This is a genomic window from Vibrio sp. J2-3(2022) (assembly GCF_021725735.1).
Lineage (GTDB): Bacteria > Pseudomonadota > Gammaproteobacteria > Enterobacterales > Vibrionaceae > Vibrio > Vibrio diabolicus.
Window position 1 is genome coordinate 1 of record NZ_JAKKCK010000006.1, and the last position, 18678, is coordinate 18678.

Annotated in this window: 16 protein-coding genes, 2 tRNA genes and 1 rRNA gene; 13 read left to right on the forward strand and 6 right to left on the reverse strand. The window is 44.9% G+C overall.

All coding sequences use genetic code 11. The features are described 5' to 3' along the window. Position 1: 1 nt before the first annotated feature. From rrf to L3V27_RS19145, 6 genes are all read left to right on the forward strand, one after another. Positions 2–118, forward strand: a 5S ribosomal RNA gene (rrf, locus tag L3V27_RS19120). A 46-nt stretch (positions 119–164) separates the two neighbouring features. Then, positions 165–241: transfer RNA gene (locus tag L3V27_RS19125), tRNA-Asp, on the forward strand. 35 nt (positions 242–276) lie between these two features. Then, a tRNA-Trp gene (locus L3V27_RS19130) sits at positions 277–353 on the forward strand. A 345-nt stretch (positions 354–698) separates the two neighbouring features. After that, the gene (locus L3V27_RS19135) at positions 699–1031 is read left to right on the forward strand and encodes a DUF1904 domain-containing protein (RefSeq protein ID WP_005391613.1); all 333 of its coding nucleotides are present in this window, start codon (positions 699–701) and stop codon (positions 1029–1031) included. Positions 1032–1043: 12 nt separating this feature from the next. Next, positions 1044–1880 carry a penicillin-insensitive murein endopeptidase gene (gene mepA / locus L3V27_RS19140; protein WP_237312536.1) on the forward strand — a complete coding sequence of 279 codons (837 nt, stop codon included), beginning with the start codon at positions 1044–1046 and terminating at the stop codon, positions 1878–1880. Positions 1881–2202: 322 nt separating this feature from the next. Next, positions 2203–2511 carry a hypothetical protein gene (locus L3V27_RS19145; protein WP_005391608.1) on the forward strand — a complete coding sequence of 103 codons (309 nt, stop codon included), beginning with the start codon at positions 2203–2205 and terminating at the stop codon, positions 2509–2511. Between the two features lie 42 nt (positions 2512–2553). On the opposite strand, the gene L3V27_RS19150 is transcribed toward L3V27_RS19145, so the two are convergent. From L3V27_RS19150 to rdgC, 3 genes are all read right to left on the reverse strand, one after another. Then, the gene (locus L3V27_RS19150) at positions 2554–2808 is read right to left on the reverse strand and encodes a YfhL family 4Fe-4S dicluster ferredoxin (RefSeq protein WP_031780214.1); all 255 of its coding nucleotides are present in this window, start codon (positions 2806–2808) and stop codon (positions 2554–2556) included. Between the two features lie 2 nt (positions 2809–2810). Next, entirely contained in the window at positions 2811–4211 is a 1401-nt protein-coding gene (yegQ, locus tag L3V27_RS19155) for a tRNA 5-hydroxyuridine modification protein YegQ (protein WP_006741904.1), read from the reverse strand. 165 nt (positions 4212–4376) lie between these two features. Then, positions 4377–5291, reverse strand: a complete 915-nt coding sequence (rdgC, locus tag L3V27_RS19160; RefSeq protein WP_005391604.1) for a recombination-associated protein RdgC — start codon at positions 5289–5291, stop codon at positions 4377–4379. 224 nt (positions 5292–5515) lie between these two features. Between rdgC and phoB the strand changes: the two genes are divergently transcribed. From phoB to L3V27_RS19175, 3 genes are read left to right on the forward strand one after another with little or no spacing between them, the layout of a single operon-like run. Then, positions 5516–6205, forward strand: coding sequence for a phosphate regulon transcriptional regulator PhoB (phoB, locus tag L3V27_RS19165; protein ID WP_005381752.1), 690 nt, complete (start codon positions 5516–5518; stop codon positions 6203–6205). A gap of 40 nt (positions 6206–6245) precedes the next feature. Beyond that, positions 6246–7544: a phosphate regulon sensor histidine kinase PhoR gene (gene phoR / locus L3V27_RS19170; protein ID WP_048626037.1), complete on the forward strand. Its 1299-nt coding sequence runs from the start codon at positions 6246–6248 to the stop codon at positions 7542–7544. Further along, positions 7544–8503 (forward strand): phosphate ABC transporter substrate-binding protein PstS family protein, encoded by a 960-nt coding sequence (locus tag L3V27_RS19175; protein WP_237312538.1) that lies wholly within the window; start codon positions 7544–7546, stop codon positions 8501–8503. Before phoR ends, L3V27_RS19175 begins: the two co-directional genes overlap by 1 nt. A 34-nt stretch (positions 8504–8537) precedes the next feature. On the opposite strand, the gene ppx is transcribed toward L3V27_RS19175, so the two are convergent. Continuing rightward, positions 8538–10043 (reverse strand): exopolyphosphatase, encoded by a 1506-nt coding sequence (gene ppx, locus L3V27_RS19180; protein WP_237312539.1) that lies wholly within the window; start codon positions 10041–10043, stop codon positions 8538–8540. Then, positions 10027–12117 (reverse strand): polyphosphate kinase 1, encoded by a 2091-nt coding sequence (ppk1, locus tag L3V27_RS19185; protein ID WP_005391598.1) that lies wholly within the window; start codon positions 12115–12117, stop codon positions 10027–10029. The genes ppx and ppk1 overlap by 17 nt, the downstream gene beginning before the upstream one ends. Positions 12118–12324: 207 nt before the next feature. Between ppk1 and L3V27_RS19190 the strand changes: the two genes are divergently transcribed. Genes L3V27_RS19190 through phoU form a run of 4 tightly spaced genes read left to right on the forward strand, consistent with a single transcriptional unit; the run spans position 12325 to position 17783 of the window. After that, the gene (locus tag L3V27_RS19190) at positions 12325–14529 is read left to right on the forward strand and encodes an ABC transporter permease subunit (protein ID WP_145532433.1); all 2205 of its coding nucleotides are present in this window, start codon (positions 12325–12327) and stop codon (positions 14527–14529) included. Between the two features lie 30 nt (positions 14530–14559). After that, the gene (gene pstA / locus L3V27_RS19195; protein WP_237312540.1) at positions 14560–16233 is read left to right on the forward strand and encodes a phosphate ABC transporter permease PstA; all 1674 of its coding nucleotides are present in this window, start codon (positions 14560–14562) and stop codon (positions 16231–16233) included. A 2-nt stretch (positions 16234–16235) separates the two neighbouring features. After that, complete coding sequence (gene pstB, locus L3V27_RS19200; protein WP_005381745.1) at positions 16236–17054, forward strand: phosphate ABC transporter ATP-binding protein PstB; 819 nt, start codon at positions 16236–16238, stop codon at positions 17052–17054. Between the two features lie 30 nt (positions 17055–17084). Beyond that, positions 17085–17783 (forward strand): phosphate signaling complex protein PhoU, encoded by a 699-nt coding sequence (phoU, locus tag L3V27_RS19205; RefSeq protein WP_005381744.1) that lies wholly within the window; start codon positions 17085–17087, stop codon positions 17781–17783. Between the two features lie 62 nt (positions 17784–17845). Here phoU and ppk2 read toward each other — a convergent pair whose 3' ends face one another. Then, the gene (ppk2, locus tag L3V27_RS19210) at positions 17846–18622 is read right to left on the reverse strand and encodes a polyphosphate kinase 2 (RefSeq protein ID WP_237312541.1); all 777 of its coding nucleotides are present in this window, start codon (positions 18620–18622) and stop codon (positions 17846–17848) included. Between the last annotated feature and the right edge of the window lie 56 nt (positions 18623–18678).

Genomic DNA, 18678 nt, shown 5'->3' on the forward strand with positions numbered 1-18678 from the left:
GCTTGGCGACCATAGCGTTTTGGACCCACCTGACTTCCATGCCGAACTCAGAAGTGAAACGAAATAGCGCCGATGGTAGTGTGGGGCTTCCCCATGTGAGAGTAGGACATCGCCAGGCTTTAAATTTTGGACACTTGCTGATTACAAGCGGGTGATACCACTGCGGAGTGGTAGTTCAGTTGGTTAGAATACCGGCCTGTCACGCCGGGGGTCGCGGGTTCGAGTCCCGTCCACTCCGCCACTTATTTGAGAGTCGTCTCATTAAACACGAACTGCAGGGGTGTAGCTCCAATTGGCAGAGCAGCGGATTCCAAATCCGCGTGTTGGGAGTTCGAATCTCTCCACCCCTGCCATATCTCAAGGCTCTGACTTAGGTCAGAGCCTTTTTCGTTTCTAACGAATAGTTCGAATAGTTGTCGATATCTGATACACATTGATCTTAAGAACATATTACATCGGTGACTTAAGCCATTCTATTTTTCCTTGCAATAGATTGCGTCACTAAGCTTCGGTGTATCGTTTTACCCCTTCTTACCTCTATTCATACTCCCATTATTCTTCGTTAGTGAGCTAGTTGATTTACTACTTGATCTATATGACGTGTATAGAAAAGGTTAGTGGTTACATTGGCTTGGATGATTACTGACTTGGTTCCTGTTATTATCATGAGTTAATGCTAATAATTAGGAAGTAAGTTTATGCCACATTTTCGATTCCGTGCTGTAGAGCCGCAAGCTGTTCAGGCACTATCAAAGCCTCTGACGGATGAACTTCAGCCTCTGATGGACTGTCCGCGTGAGGATTTTACTTTTGAGTACATCTACACTACGTTTTTCAATGAGGGCGAGGTGAGTGCTGCATATCCTTTTGTCGAAGTGCTTTGGTTTGACCGTGGTCAGGAAGTACAAGATAAAGTTGCTAAGCTTATTACACAGCAAGTTCGTGGTATTGCTGGTGCAGATATTGATGTTGCAGTTATCTTTTCAGCTTTATCCCCTAAAGCTTATTACGATAATGGCGAACACTACTAAAGGCTAAAAGCTATGAAGCTGAGTTTCATTGTATCTTTGGGTTTATGTTTCTCAGCTTCTGTATACTCTACTCCTTGGGAGTCTGTTGCTAACCCTACCCTAAACTCTTCTTCCTCTATTGGTAGTTATGCCAACGGTTGTTTGGATGGCGCATTACCTTTGCCTCTTGATGGCGTTGGTTATCAAGTTTTACGTAGTAAAACGAAACGCTACTATGGGCACCCTAAAACGATAGAATTTATTGAAAACCTAGCGCTTCAAGCTCATCAAAATCTCAACACAACGCTGCTTATAGGTGATCTGTCTTTACCACGAGGAGGAAGGTTTTCTTCTGGCCATTCTAGTCACCAAACTGGGTTAGATATTGATATCTGGTTAAGACTCGCTGACCAACCGCTTTCTTATAACGAATTACAACTCCCTAAGCCAATGAGTGTGGTGGACTTAAAAGGCTATTCCATACTTAACCATCGCTGGGAAGATAGGCACTTTAGGCTGATTCGATATGCTGCACAGAGTGAGGATGTTGCACGAATTTTTGTACATCCTGTCATTAAGGAGCAGCTTTGCTCGCAAGAAGAAGGCAAAGAACGTTCTTGGTTACGTAAAGTTCGCCCTTGGTGGGGGCATCATTACCACTTCCACGTCAGGTTATCTTGTCCTGAGTCGAGTGGCTATTGTGTTGAACAAGTTCTGCCTCCCGCTGGTGATGGTTGCGGGGTAGAGCTTGCTAGTTGGGGACCGAAAGTTAAGCCTATCGATAAGCCTCCGTCTGCGAAAGTTATTACTAAGCCCAAGCGAAAAAAAGCGATTCCACCGCAATGCCAATCACTTATCTCTACTAACTAGAGTGACTCTACAGGTTTATATTCCCTTACGTATCTCTTTTATGAAACTGGAGAAACATCATACTTTTGTCTACAGTGAATAATACCAATACAAAAACTAACCTAATTAGTTTTGGTGACATAATATAGAAATCTAAATTAAACAAAGAGTTGTAGTATAGATAAGTCGTAACTTCTCTGTTTAGAAAGATCTTTCGTCACGATACTTTGGTTTCTTAGCAATATGTCTGTCAGTTGGCTAGCGAAGCAATAACAAGGCAGACAAGTGTGTGATGCAGGAATGGATACTTCTCCTGCTAGAAGAGTAAATCAAGGATAAAACCATGACTATGATTTGTGCAAAAGAATTTGCAGAGTGGTTAAGACACAGATTTAGCAGTGAAACGAAAGGGGTCTTATTGACTCGGGTTGATGTAAATCACCTGACAGGACGTCAGCGTCTTGATCCCGGATTTGTTAATGATGTGCATTACGAGCTGATGCAATATGGAATGGCTTTCGTTACGGACACGAGCCGAGAAAACTTTTATCTTGTGCCGGTTTCCCAAGCAGAAAATTGGCGAGATAGGTTAGAGTCTCATTTTGAAAAAGAGTTGTTTTGTAATATCTATCCTATTGAAAAGTCGGGTTAAAAAAAGGTTCAACTTTGTCTCCAAAGTTGAACCTACTTGTTCTTATGCCAACCCTTGAATAATCACGAACTTCTCCAGTAACTGCTCTTCTGTTTCTACATGATCCGGGTCTGTGATGATGCATTTTGTAATCGGACACACTGACTGACAGGTCGGCTTTTCGTAATGTCCCTTACACTCTGTACATAGAGCTGGGTCAATCTCGAAAATGCTTTCTCCCATGCTGATTGCCCCATTGGGGCATTCGGGATCGCACATGTCGCAGTTGATGCATTTGTCAGTAATGAGCAAGGCCATGATTACTTACCAGTCGGGTTACGGGTGTCCTGCCCTGAGTTCAAGTTACGCATCAATAGACCGTATTCTAAATCTAGATCTGCTGGTACTGGAATGAAGACGAAGTGACCATTCCCTTTGGCATCCTCAATAGACTCTGACTTACGGTTTTCCATCGCTTCTAGCGTGAAAACAACATTACCTTTTGGCGTCATTAGCTCAAGACTATCACCGACAAGGAATTTGTTTTTCACTTCTACTTCAGCCATATCACCACGACGTTTACCAGTGAACTCACCGACAAACTGTTGAGCATCAGAGACTGAGTAGCCGTAATCGTAATTTTGGTAGGTATCGTGAGTATGACGACGTAGGAAGCCTTCGGTATAGCCACGGTGAGCTAGGCTCTCTAGTGTACCCATTAGGCTTTCATCAAATGGTCGGCCTGCTACAGCGTCATCAATTGCTTTGCGGTAAACCTGTGCAGTACGAGCACAGTAATAGAATGATTTAGTACGACCTTCGATTTTCAGCGAGTGCACACCCATCTTAGTTAAGCGCTCAACATGCTGTACCGCACGTAGGTCTTTAGAGTTCATGATGTAAGTACCATGTTCATCTTCGTACGCTGCCATTTTTTCTTCTGGACGGTGCGCTTCAGAAAGTAGAACGACTTCATCCGTTGGTTTACCACGACCAATTGTGGTTTCAGGGCGTTCGTCTTGTACTTCGACAGGCTGTGCTTCAGATGGGTCAAACTTCTCTACAATATCACCAGCGTCGTTTTCTTTGCCTTCTTCCACTTTGTATTCCCAACGGCACGCGTTGGTGCAAGTGCCTTGGTTAGGATCACGTTTGTTTATGTAACCAGAAAGTAGGCAACGACCAGAATAAGCCATGCATAATGCACCGTGAACGAATACTTCAAGTTCAGTTTCAGGACAATGCTCACGAATTTCTTCGATTTCTTCTAGAGATAGCTCGCGAGAAACGATCACTCGTTCCACGCCATTCGCTGCCCAGAACTTAACAGTCGCCCAGTTTACAGCGTTTGCTTGTACAGAAAGGTGAATTGGCATTTCTGGGAAAGCTTCACGAACCATCATGATTAGGCCTGGATCTGACATGATCAATGCGTCAGGACCCATTTCTACGATTGGTTTAAGATCACGGATGAAGGTTTTTAGCTTCGAGTTGTGTGGTTGAATGTTACATACCACATAAAGCTTTTTGCCTAGAGCATGTGCTTCATCGATACCGATTTTTAGGTTTTCGTGGTTAAACTCATTGTTACGTACGCGGAGGCTGTAGCGAGGTTGGCCAGCGTAAACTGCATCTGCGCCGTAGGCGAATGCGTAACGCATGTTTTTCAGGCTTCCCGCAGGAGACAGTAGCTCAGGTACGAATGCTTTCTCAGTTGTCATTGCTCAATTCTCTTTTATCTGATCACAAGTCAGGCCAATTCCACCTAATGGAAATGGGGCGCAAATTTTACGTCAAAATGTGAACTGTGACTAGGGTAATTGTGCTTCAGATAGAAAAACGCCCTCAAAAAAAGTGAGGGCGTTATGGTTAACCTTTATACAATATTAAGCGTTGGGATTTGGTAAGCCGCCTAGCGCATCGTATAGGTTGGGTAGGAAAGCACTGAACTCCCCACACATCAGAGAGAAGTCTGCATCAAATCGAGCTGCTTGATCTTCACGTGGAATATCGTCATTTTGATCTTTCAATTCATCAGAGAATTTTAGACGCTTAATACCCGCATCTTCTGTCATGATGAATTCAATACGATCTTGCCAATTAAGTGCAAGCTTCGTTACGACTTTATCTGCTGCGATGTGGTTGCGGATTTCATCTGTGGTCAGCTCTTGCTTCTTACAACGAATCACGCCACCTTCTTCAAGCACGGATTTTAGCTCAGCTTCGTCCATCATGGTGATACCTTGAGGTGTGTCGCCCGTTTTCACCCACTCGGTTAGCGTTGTTTCAATCGCTACTTCTGGAATGGCAGGAACAACAGGTAAACTACCCATGGTTTTACGAAGTAGTGCTAATACGTCTTCCGCTTTTTTGTAGCTGCTTGCGTCAACAAGGATGAACCCTTCTTTTGGCATGATGAGCACGTGAGTGTGGCTGCTGCGGCTAAATGCGCGAGGCAGTAAATCCATTACGATGTCATCTTTCAGGTTGTCTTTCTCTTTCTTCTTCAGAGGACGACCTTCTTGCGCTTCCATTGCTTCTACTTTTGCATTCAATGACTCTTTGATCACTGAGGCAGGTAGCATTTTCTCTTCTTTCTTGGCGCAAATCAGAATGCGGTTTTCTGACACGTGAGTCATCATGTCGCCATGTCTACCCATTGCACTGACCCAGCCAAATTTCTGTTTATCTTGACTGCCACATGGGGTGAATCGGAATTCAGACAGTTGAGTTTCTAGTTGTTCGGCGTTGAAAGTAACCTCGCGGTTAACGCGGTATACCAGACAGTTTTTAAACCACATAAATCTTCTCTAGGCTTGATGACAAGGGACTAATCATAGGGAATTTTTGTGCTGATGTCTTAATAGAAATGAAAAATATCCGAATGAACCTCAAAAGAAAGTTATATGAAAATTTGTTTTCAAAGGTCACAAAAGTGTCATAATTGGTAGTGATAATGCTTATGCATAGAGAGGCGCTTTGTCTCTTAAATTCATTAGCTCAACGAACATAAGGTTACTCAATTATGTCTAGAAGGATTCTGGTTGTTGAAGACGAAGCTCCTATTCGCGAAATGCTGTGCTTCGTACTTGAGCAGAAAGGTTACCAAGCGGTAGAAGCGGAAGATTACGATACTGCAGTAACCAAACTGGCTGAACCCTTCCCTGATTTAGTTTTACTGGATTGGATGTTACCAGGAGGCAGCGGCATTAACTTCATCAAGCATATGAAGCGAGAGGAATTAACGCGCAACATTCCAGTTGTGATGCTTACCGCTCGTGGTGAAGAAGAAGATAAAGTGCGCGGTTTAGAAGTCGGTGCGGATGACTACATTACTAAGCCATTTTCTCCTAAAGAGTTGGTTGCCCGTTTAAAAGCGGTGATTCGTCGTGTAACCCCGACCGCACTGGAAGACGTAATTGATGTGCAGGGATTGAAGCTTGATCCTGTATCACACCGTGTCACGGCTAATGATGCACCATTAGATATGGGCCCAACAGAGTTTAAAATGCTACATTTTTTCATGACGCATCAAGAGCGTGTGTATAGCCGTGAGCAGCTATTAAACAATGTTTGGGGTACTAACGTGTATGTTGAAGATCGTACGGTCGATGTTCATATTCGCCGCCTGCGTAAAGCATTGGAAGCCGCAGGTCATGATAAGCTGATCCAAACTGTTCGTGGTGCTGGATACCGCTTCTCGACAAAGGCATAAATTAACACGCAGCTTATCGGTACCATTTCTGGAGTTATGAGTGGTTGAAAGATTAACGTGGAAAAAGCTGGCCTGGGAGCTGGCTTTTTTTTACACCCCATGGGTGATAGTAGGTTGGATATTCGGTTATATGCCGTGGTTGCTTTTGGCAGCTACGGCATTGCAGCTTGTGTGGCATTTGCATAACCAAGTACGTTTATCTTCTTGGTTATGGGATGAAAAGCGCCTGACGCCACCGTCTGGTAGCGGTAACTGGGAATCTTTGTTCAATGGCTTGTATCGCTTACAGCAGCGCCAACGCCGTAAACGCAAAGAGCTTACTAATCTCATTCGCCGATTCAGAAATGGTGCGGAATCGTTACCCGATGCCGTCGTGGTGTTCCGTGCTGAAGGCAATATCGTTTGGTGTAACAAACTGGCTCAACACTTATTGGGTTTCCATTGGCCGGAAGACTCTGGTCAACCTATCTCCAACCTCATTCGTACGCCTGACTTTATCAAGTACCTCAACAAGAAAGACTTCTCTGAGCCATTGGAAATGCGCTCACCACTCAATGTCGAACGCATGCTAGAACTACGTATCGTACCGTATACCGAAGGTGAACATTTGATGGTGGTGCGTGATGTTAGCCAGTTAAAACAACTTGAGGGAATGCGCCGCAACTTCTTTGCTAACGTTTCTCATGAACTTCGTACACCAATGACGGTGCTGCAAGGTTATTTGGAGATGACAGAAGATCCTGACATGGTTGTGGGCCCAATGTGGAGCAAAGCGCATGGTGTTATGACGGAGCAGCTCAACCGCATGAACAGTTTGGTGAACCAACTACTGACGCTATCTAAAATTGAAGCGGCACCTATGCATGAGCTTGAAGATGTCGTGAATGTACCTGCGATGCTAGAAGTACTAGAAAAAGAGGCGGTCAGCCTTAGTGGGGACAACCAACATAAATTGAAATTTGATGTTGATGCTAGCCTACGTGTACTGGGCGATGACGACCAGTTACGTAGTGCTATCTCTAACCTCGTTTATAATGCTGTCAAATACACACCGCCTGGCGCGAACATTAATGTTCGTTGGTTCCAGACATCTCAAGGCGCATGCTTAGAGGTGGAGGATAGTGGTGATGGTATAGAGCCTCAGCACCTCCATCGACTTACTGAGCGTTTTTATCGCGTCGATAAAGCAAGATCACGCGATACCGGAGGGAGTGGGTTAGGGTTGGCTATTGTGAAACATGCGCTGAGCCACCATGATTCTCATTTGGAAATTCACAGTGAAGTGGGCGTGGGCAGTAAGTTTTCTTTTGTATTGCCTGAACGTTTGGTGGTGAAATAATGGCATTAAGAGTCGCAAAAGTGTTCAGTCTACTGGTTCTTGCTTGCTCCGGTATGGCTGTTGCTCAAGATAAACCATTGCCGAATTATCATAAAACGACTGGGATTGTCGGGAATTTGCTCTCTGTCGGCTCCGATACGCTTGCGGGCATGACAACACTTTGGGTTGAAGAGTTTAAATCCATTTACCCGAATATTAATGCGCAAGTCCAAGCGTCTGGCTCTTCCACGGCGCCCCCAGCATTGACCGAACAAACAGCTCAGTTTGGTCCCATGAGTCGCCCGATGCGTTTAAGAGAGGTTGAAGCGTTTGAACGTGAACATGGTTACAAGCCAACGGCGCTTAGGGTTGCGATCGATGCTATCGGTATTTTTGTCCATCAAGACAATCCAATTCAAGGGCTCAACTTTAGTCAGTTAGATGCTTTGTTTTCTGCAACTCTGCGCTGTGGTGAAAGTCAATTTGTCACAAACTGGCAGCAACTCGGTCTTGAATCACAGTGGGCAAAGCGAAACGTACAGTTGTTTGGTCGTAACTCCGTTTCTGGAACTTATGGTTACTTCAAAAGCAATGCCTTATGTGGCGGCGACTTTAAAACCCGAGTTAACGAGCAGCCAGGCTCCGCGTCAGTTGTGCAAGCTGTTGCGTCAACCATCAGTGGAATTGGTTATTCCGGTGTTGGTTATCGAGTAGCAGGCGTACGCTTAGTTCCGGTGGCAAAAACGGGGAATGACTATGTGACGCCAACGCGAGAACATATTGTTAGTGGTAAGTACCCACTATCACGTTACTTATATGTTTACGTGAATAAGCACCCGGATTACCCATTAACACCAATTGAAGCCGAGTTTATTCGCTTTATTTTCTCCGCTCAGGGGCAAGCGTTGGTTGAGAAAGATGGTTATGTGCCCATTACGGCAGATTTTGCAGAAGAAGAGTTAAAAAAAGTCGGCCTGTAAGCCGACTTTTTGTTTAGGTATGAACAGCACGAGATCAGAAAGTGAGTGTCCACTTCGCGCTGTCCCAACGTTCTTGTTCTTCCTGTAAATCAGCATGAAGCAATTTGTTGTTTTCTAGCCATGCTTTATCTGTGCACGTAAGAATCCATTCATCATTTTTGATGGATAAAGTGATGTCAGGCAATGGATCTTCGTTACGCTGTCCATTTAATACGATAGAAAGTCGTAATATTTTGATGAGGCTTATCACGTCACTTTGTTTGTAGAGGTTGAAAACTGGCAGTTCTTGCAGTTTAAGTGCTTTGCGTTGGAAGCGGGCTAATGTTGCGAGCACTAATTGCTGTTCACGGTTGAAGCCTTGTAGAGTGGAATGCAACAGAATATAGAAAGAGTGGCGATGGAAGCTACGTAAATTGATACTTAATCCGACTTCATGAAGCAATGCTGCCCATTCTAGTAAGTCAAATAACTCACTCTTTTTCTTAATGCCTAGTTCAGAGCGCACCTGACATAACATCTCACGTGCATGGCCTTTAACACGAGCAGCATGCTCTAAGTCAACCCGGTGTTTGTTGGCTAAATTTTCAGTTGTGCGCATACGTATATCGGAGCGCGCAAAACGCTCTTCCATTTCGTACAACAGACCTTCGCGCAGAGCACCATCGGAGAAAAACATCTGCTCAATGCGAAGTGCTTTGAAAATGGCGGACAAAATCGCCACGCCTGCCGCGAATACGGGCTTACGTTCTTCTGTTAAACCTGTCAGTTCAATCTCTTCAATTGAATCAAAATTACACAGAGTTTCAATAAGCGTGTCCAGTCTCTTCGCGGTGATCAGGCCATCTTCAAAACCTAATCCTACTAGCACTTCTTGAATCGCTTTGATGGTTCCTGATGAGCCGAGCACGATATCCCAGCCTTTTTTACGGTATGCTGAAGCGATGGACTCGAGTTTTTGCTCGGCGGCTAACATCGCTTTATTGAAGTTTTTCCCAGACAGTTTGCCGTTTTTAAAATATTGCTCTGTAAAGCTGACGCATCCCATCTGTTTACTGTTGAGAAGCTCAGGTTCAAACTCTTGTCCAATGATCATTTCGGTACTGCCGCCGCCAATATCAACGACCAACTTGGAGTTTGACTCTACTTGAGTGTGAGCGACACCTAAGTAAATCAAGCGGGCTTCTTCTTCCCCTGGGATGATTTCTATTGGGAAGGGCATCACTTCTTTCGCACGCTCAATGAATAGATGAGCATTTTTAGCGCGTCTTAGTGTGTGTGTCGCGGCGATACGCACATTCGACTCATCAAGCCCTTGCAGTCTCTCTGCGAACATGGCTAAGCACTCTAACGCACGTTCCATCGCGGAATGACTTAAGTTCAATTCACTGTCGAGTCCTGATGCTAAGCGAACACGCTGTTTATGACGGCTAACCAGTTGTAAGTCACTGCCTACAACTTTGGCCACCACCATGTGGAAACTGTTTGAGCCGAGGTCTATCGCGGCAATGTAGCGAGTATCTTGTTCAAGTATTTGAGGCATCTGAATTTTGTTTTCTAGTTTGCTTTTCTATATTTTTAAGATAGTCATAGATAGCGATTTGAGAACGAACTTTTTTGCGATTACCTCGTGGTACGTAAGCGTTGCTCATTTCCTTATCTATAAAACGAGCCTTTACTGTATCGGTAAAATGGATATTCGTTATATCAATAATTCTCTGTTTCAAACGTGGATCACGGACTGGCGCCGCCACCTCAATGCGGTGATCGATATTTCTTGTCATCCAGTCAGCAGAAGAGATATAGACTTGCGGATCGCCATCGTTATGGGTAATCACCACGCGTGGGTGTTCCAAAAAGCGGTCAACAATACTGATGATGCGAATATTGTCGCTGATCCCCTCAATGCCCGGTACTAATGAGCACATGCCGCGAATGATCATATTTATTTTCACTCCCGCCGTACTTGCTCCATATAGCTTATTGACGATGCCCTTATCGACTAGGTTATTGACCTTGATCGTAAGAGCGGCTTTCTTTCCTAGCTTGGCATTCGCAATTTCATTATCAATTAAGCGGTAGATTTGGGTACGAGAATTACGTGGAGATACCATGAGGTGATTGAACTTCACTGGGCGATATGGATTCTCAATGTAACCGAAGACATTACGAACTTCGTTAGTGATTTCTTGATCTGCGGTAAGGAGAGAGAAGTCGGTATAAATTCGTGCCGTCTTCTCATGGAAGTTGCCTGTGCCGATGTGCGCGTAGCGAATAATTTCTTCACCTTCACGGCGACTGATCATCAGTAGCTTTGAGTGAATCTTAAGGCCAGGCGCTCCGAAGATGACGTGCACACCAGCTTCGGTCAACACTTTTGACCATTCGATATTGGCTTCTTCATCAAAGCGAGCCTGCAGCTCCACGACCACTGTGACATTTTTGCCGTTGTGCACCGCATCAATTAATGAGTTCATCAAGCGAGAATCTTTCGCGACACGGTAAATGTTAATCTTGATACTAAGTACTTTCGGATCGAAGGAGGCTTGGCGCACCAACTCACTAATGTGGTCAAAAGTGTGGTAGGGGTAATAGAGTAGAATATCTTTCGCTTTAATCGCATCAAAGCTGTTAGCGTAACCTTCGAAATCGGCGCATTTCATTGGCGGAAGCGGTTTATTTTCAAGGTACTCTCGCCCAACATTTGGAAACGCAATGAAGTCTTTAAAATTGTGATAGCGGCCGCCGGGGATAAGGTTATCGTAATTAGAGATATTGAGCTTGTTACAAAGAAACTCTAGCATTTGGGGCGGCATATCACGTTCGTAGACGAAGCGAACGGGCTTTGCTGTCAGTCGCTGATTGACACCTTCCGACATTTGTTCGAGCAAGCTGTATTCGATTTCGTTGCGTAAATCGTATTCGGCGTCACGCGTCATTTTCATCGCATAGCCGCTAAGCTCATCATAATCAAAAAAGCCTTTGAACAGCTCATCCAAACAGTGGCGGATAATATTATCAAGTAAGATGATGGTTTTTCGACGCTTTCCTTTCTGTTCTGGTACCATCACAAAGCGGGGAAGGTGATCGGTCGGAATTTCGATCAAAGCGTACTGGTAATGCTCTTCTTTACGTAGCTCTACAGCGATGTAAGCGTACTCGTCTTTGAGAAATTGCAGAACATCGATCTCATCTTTCATTAGCAGAGGAGTGATATGCGGCATGACCTCTCTACGGAAGTATTTCGCGATCCACTTTTGTTGCGATTCATCCAGTTGTTGTTCGTTGACCAAGAAAATGCGACGTCGCGCCATTTCTCGAATCAATTCGCTGTAAAGCTCATCAAATTGTTCGTTAAGCTTGAGTGCTTTCGACTGCATTTTGGTTAACAGTCGTTTAGGGCTATCACTGCCACCGCGCTCTTGGCTGATTAGGATTCTGCGCTTCACGTCCGCAAAGCGTACTTTGTAAAATTCATCTAAATTGTTGGAAAAGATCCCAAGAAAGCGAATACGTTCGATCAAAGGGACGGTTTTATCGGCAGCTTCTTGTAATACTCGTTCGTTGAAAGACAACCAACTAAGTTCTTTTTCTATATATAGTTTTTCTGCGCTCATAACCTTACCTAGCCAAAAGTGAAGTAATACGTACTCATCTTGGAAAAATGGATGAGTGAGAACATTATGAGATTTTCATTACAGATTTATTTCATACCACGCATTGCATAAGAGTTGTATTCTTTTCAGGTGTTTAATGTGATCTGTAATATAATTGTCATCTTAACGACATATTCTAGTACTAAGTCAAAAAAGGTAGATATTTAAATGGCACAAGCCGAGTTTTCATTGCAGGAAAAAGATAAGAAACGACTGATAAAAGATCGTTTAGTTCGACTTGCAGTGACATCCGGTGGTGTCGGCGTACTCGCGGCGCTTATTTTGATCTTTGTCTACCTCGCCATGGTGATCATTCCGCTTTTTTCTGATGCGGAGATCAAAACCAACCAAGCCATTCGAGCCTCCCATATTGAAACACCACTGGCGATTTCGGTGGATGATTACGCTCAGCTCGCGTTCGTTCTAACCCAAAGTGGTGAGATTCAATATTTGTCGATGGACGATCCTACGAAGCCTGCGGTGTATAAACAGCAAATTGTCCAGGAACCCGTCGCTTTCTCTCAATCGGCTCCTGGACTAGGTTGGTATGGGTTTGTTGATGGGCAGGGTAAAGCGCACCTTTTCAAGCCTGAATTTAATGCCACGTTGAGAGAAAATACACGTCCACCGGAAGTGATTGAGCTAGACACCAGCATGGATCTGACGCTGAGTACGCCTCAAGATCCTGTGACTCAGTTTGTGTTTGCAGCTTCAACGCCGTTACCAACAATTGTTTGGCAGACACAAAGCGGTGAAGTGAAGGCTCGTTGGCAAGTGGCTTCGTCTTTGGGGACGCCTCCGACAACGATCGATTTTACGTTCTCTTCAGGCTTTGATGCCCCTCAGCAAATGTTATTGACACCTGATGGTGAAACGCTTTATTTGCGCGATGGCTCTGAGTTGATCGTGTTAAAGAAAACCGCACGTAAATTTGCTGTGCGAGAGGTGGTCGACCTCACTCAAGGTGATAAGAAGCACTCCGTTCGTACAATGGACCTACTGGCTGGTGCTTACTCGCTTTTGGTGACACACAACGATGGTCGGGTGTCGCAATGGTTTGATACGCTGCAAGAAGAGAGACGCACGTTAACGCATATTCGTGATTTTAAATTGGCATCAGAGCTTAAGTATTTGTTGCCGGATTCTCATCGAAAAGGATTTTATAGCTTTTACACCAACGGCACGTTGCAAAGCCATTATACAACCAGTGAAAAACTGGTGTTGTTTAAGCGTGCTTACAATCAAGCGCCCGCAATCGCAGCAATGTCCAACAATGAACGCTACTTAATCACTTGGCAAAGTAATGAGTTAAATGTTGCGGAAGTGGACAATGCCTATCCGGAAATTTCCTTGTCCTCATTATGGCAAGAAGTGTGGTACGAAGGGTATCCTGAGCCTGAATTTGTGTGGCAATCGACTTCGGCGAGCGATAACTTTGAGGCTAAGTTCAGCCTAGTACCTATTGCGTTCGGGACGATAAAAGCGGCAATGTTTGCGATGCTGTTCTCAGTACCGCTCGCAGTGCTAGGTGCTATTTATACGGCGTACTTTATGTCGCCACGCATGCGTCGTGTCGTAAAACCGTCGATTGAGCTAATGGAAGCACTGCCGACGGTGATCATTGGTTTCCTAGCGGGGCTGTGGTTCGCGCCTATTGTCGAAGATCACCTGATTACGATCGTCGTCATGCTGTTTGTTTTGCCCTTGAGCACCATGATTATGGGCGGGCTATGGGCATTAATACCGCAACCTTTGCGTAATCGTCTGCCTAATGGTTGGCATGCTTTAGTGCTCATGCCTGTCATATTGGTACTGATTGGGCTTGGCGTGTGGATTTCGCCTACGATTGAGCAGACGTTCTTTGGTGGCGATATGCGCTTATTCTTAACCGAGCATGGTATTGGTTACGATCAACGCAATGCATTGGTGGTGGGGTTAGCGATGGGGTTTGCTGTTATCCCGACGATTTTTACCATCGCCGAAGATGCCATTTTCTCTGTACCGAAGCATTTATCGGATGGCTCTTTGGCATTAGGGGCCACGCCTTGGCAAACTTTAATCTATGTTGTCTTGCTTACTGCAAGCCCAGGTATTTTTTCTGCCATTATGATGGGCCTGGGACGCGCTGTTGGCGAAACCATGATTGTGTTAATGGCAACGGGCAATACGCCATTAATGGATTGGAATATTTTGGAAGGATTGCGCAGCCTGTCGGCGACCATCGCCGTTGAGTTGCCAGAGTCGGAAGTTGGAAGTTCGCATTATCGCCTGCTGTTCCTAGCTGCATTGATTTTGTTTGTGTTTACGTTTGCAGTAAACGCGCTTGCGGAGTGGGTTCGTCAGAGACTGAGAGATAAGTACCGTGCGTTGTAATAATGGTTTGAATAAAGAGCGAGTAATAACGTGTTAAATTGGATTCGTTCTGGCGCACCGTGGATATGGCTAACAGGCGGTGCAGTCAGCATCAGTTTGTTGTCGGTATTAGGGTTGTTACTCCTTATCGGCTGGAAAGGCCTGACTTACTTTTGGCCAGCTCCTTTGTATCAGTGGAATGTTGCAGCGTTGACCCCTGTGCAAGGCGAAGTGCTACATGAAAATACTATTCTGATTGGTCAAGTGTATGAACGCAGTTTTGTACCGAAGAGTTATCTGCCTGAAAGCGCGGCGCAGCAATTAGAAGACGATGAAGACTTTGCTACGCGACTCAGTATCAAAATCGCCAACCGAGAGTTGTATCCTGCTGATTTTATCTCCGTATTGCAAATGCAGTTGGATGACCCCACGACGCCAAAAGAGTGGGCAGTGATCGAGCGCAGTAGTGGCGGTTACTTTTTTGGTAAGCTGGTGGCGTTTCAGGATGGAGATAACTTATACACCAACGATATTCAATCAATCTTGAACAAAAAACTGGATGATGCAGAAAATCTGCGCCATGAGATTGACTCTTTGGTTGTCGATCAGCTTAAAGAGCTTGGTTGGAAGCTAGAGCAGTTGCGATTAGAAAAGCGCAAGCATGAGTTGAATGAAACGCTGACAGAAAGCTTCTTAAAGGAAAACCAGACGAAAAAAGAGCGGATAGAGAAAGCTCTGGCGACGTTAGATTTACAGCTTGATGGCTTACGATTACAGCTTTCTGGCTATGCCCTGATTGTCGAGGATATGACGGGCTCACAAGTATCGATTCCGCTCGAAGACATTTTGGACTACTGGTACCCAAACCAAATGTCACTGCCTGATAAAGTCATGCACTGGGGGAAGCAGGTTTGGAAGTTTTTATCTGAAGATCCAAGAGAGTCGAACTCTGAAGGAGGCGTGTTCCCTGCGATATTTGGTACGGTTTTCTTAGTACTCATCATGTCGATCATTGTGATGCCACTCGGGGTGATCGCCGCTATCTATCTACATGAATACGCTAAGAATAACGCTCTAACCAGAGTTATTCGTATTGCGGTTATAAACCTAGCGGGTGTTCCATCGATTGTTTATGGCGTGTTTGGTTTAGGTTTCTTCGTTTATACGATTGGTGCCTCTATCGACAACGTATTCTATGCGGAGAAGCTACCGGCACCAACCTTTGGTACTCCGGGTTTGTTGTGGTCTGCACTAACTCTTGCCGTGCTGACGCTTCCAGTTGTGATTGTGACAACAGAAGAAGGTTTAACTCGTATTCCTAGTTCAGTACGACATGGTTCTCTGGCGCTTGGTGCAACTCAGTTCGAAACACTATGGCGTGTGGTTTTGCCTATGGCGACGCCAGCTATTATCACAGGGCTGATCCTTGCGATTGCGCGTGCAGCTGGCGAAGTAGCGCCACTGATGCTGGTGGGGGTCGTGAAATTGGCATCCAGTTTACCGGTTGACGGGCAATTCCCTTATGTGCATTTGGATAGAAAGTTCATGCATTTAGGTTTTCACATTTACGATGTTGGCTTTCAAACCTCCAACATCGAAGCGGCGCGACCATTAGTTTATGCCACCTCTTTCTTACTCGTGACAGTGATTGTCGGGCTAAACTTAACAGCAATCAGTATTCGCAATAATTTACGAGAAAAATACAGAACGTTAGGACAAGATTAAGTATGTTTAATTTTGATAGTACATTAGGTTATGAGCCACCATTGGACGTTCATAATTTAACGGATGAACAAACAGCAATCTCAATCGAGAACCTTAATCTGTTCTATGGTCAAACTCAGGCGCTGCATGATATTTCGATGCGAATTCCCAAAGGGCGAGTCACCGCTTTTATCGGTCCTTCAGGGTGTGGAAAGTCGACGTTATTACGTTGCATCAATCGCATGAACGACTTAGTAGAAGGGTGTCGAGTCACAGGTAAAGTCCGTCTACATGGCAAGAATGTTTATCATCCTAATGTCGATGTTGCGACACTTCGACGCCGAGTGGGGATGGTGTTTCAAAGACCCAATCCATTTCCTAAGTCTATTTATGAAAATGTAGTTTATGGCTTACGCTTACAAGGTGTAAAAAACAGCCGCAGTTTAGATGACGCAGTGGAGCGATCCTTGCGCTCGGCGGCGTTGTGGGATGAGGTAAAAGACCGCTTGCATGAGAACGCATTTGGTTTATCTGGTGGTCAGCAACAGCGCTTGGTCATTGCGCGTGCGGTGGCGATTGAGCCGGAAGTCCTGTTATTGGATGAGCCGACATCAGCGTTGGATCCAATCTCAACTTTAACTATTGAAGAGCTTATCAATGAGCTTAAGACTCAATATACTGTCGTTATCGTTACCCATAACATGCAGCAAGCGGCGCGAGTGAGTGATCACACCGCATTCATTCATATGGGTAAGTTAATTGAATACTCTGACGCGGACTCGATCTTCACTTCGCCAATGAAGAAACAGACCGAAGATTACATTACGGGTCGATACGGTTAAGTCGCGACTCTATACGGAATAAGGAACATCATGCACTTTGGACGTCATATTTCAGGACAATTTAACGTAGAGCTAGAATCGATTCGTACTCATGTATTAACCATGGGTGGCTTGGTAGAACAGCAGCTTTCGTATGCTATTCAAGCCTTGCATAAAGAAGATATCGAACTGGCGCGTAAGGTTGTGCGTGACGATCATAAAGTGAATGCGATGGAAGTCTCGATCGATGACGCCTGCACACGCATTATTGCTAAGCGTCAGCCAACGGCAAAAGACTTGCGCTTAATCATGGCTATCATCAAAACGATCACTGATTTAGAACGTATCGGTGACGTGGCGACACGCATTGCTTACGTTGCCATTGAAAGCCCATCATCAAAAGAACGACAGTTCCAAGTGTCGTTAGAGCCTCTCTGCCGTCAGGCAATTAATATGCTGCATCAGGTTTTGGATGCGTTTGCCCGCATGGATGTAGAAGCGGCAGCAGAGGTGCACAAACAAGATGACAAACTAGACGCCGAGTATGAAGCGGTGATTCGTCAGTTGATGACCTACATGATGGAAGATCCAAAAAATATCCCCAATATTCTGCAAGTGATGTGGTCTGCACGCGCGATTGAACGCGTGGGGGACCGTTGCCAGAACATCTGTGAATACATTATTTACTTCGTGAAAGGGAAAGATGTACGCCATCTAGGTGATCAAAGCATTGATGACGTACTGAAGTAACTGATTTCAATAAATAGACCAGCTTTTAGGCTGGTCTATTTATTAGGGAGAGGGAAAGTACATCAATATTTATCGGGCACGAAGGTCTGATCATCAATGGGCGCTCTGACATTACCTTCTTTATTGAGATCGGGTAATTCAATCGGTGGGTACTCAAGTGCTTTGTAATCAATCTGGCTAAGTAAATGACTGATGCAGTTCAAGCGCGCTTTCTTTTTCGAGTCAGAGGGGACGACCCACCAAGGGCAGTTTTTCGTGTCTGTATAGGCAAACATCTTATCTTTTGCTTCCGAATACTCCGCCCAGCGATGACGTGACTCCAAATCCATTGGGCTGAATTTCCAACGTTTGATCGGCGTATTAATTCGACCTAGAAAACGTTTTTCCTGCTCTTCGTCTGAAACCGAAAACCAATACTTAATCAGAATAATCCCTGAGCGTTGCAACATTCTTTCGAATTCAGGACAAGAGCGTAAAAACTCTTCGTATTCATCAGGCGTACAGAACCCCATGACTTTTTCGACACCTGCTCGGTTATACCAACTTCGGTCAAATAACACGATTTCACCAGCAGATGGCAAATGAGCGACGTAACGTTGGAAGTACCATTGCGTTTTTTCTTTTTCTGTCGGTGCAGGCAGAGCTACCACGCGACAAACACGCGGGTTTAGCTTTTCTGTGATGCGTTTAATCACCCCGCCTTTGCCCGCAGCATCACGGCCTTCAAACAGAACCACCACTTTTAACCCTTTGTGTTTGACCCACTCTTGAAGTTTTACGAGCTCAACTTGAAGGTTTTTGAGCTCCTTTTCGTATTCCTTTTTCTTCAATTTAGACATACACCTTTCCTCACTCCTTGATAAACAATATGTTAGCACTCAAAAGCTATGCGTGT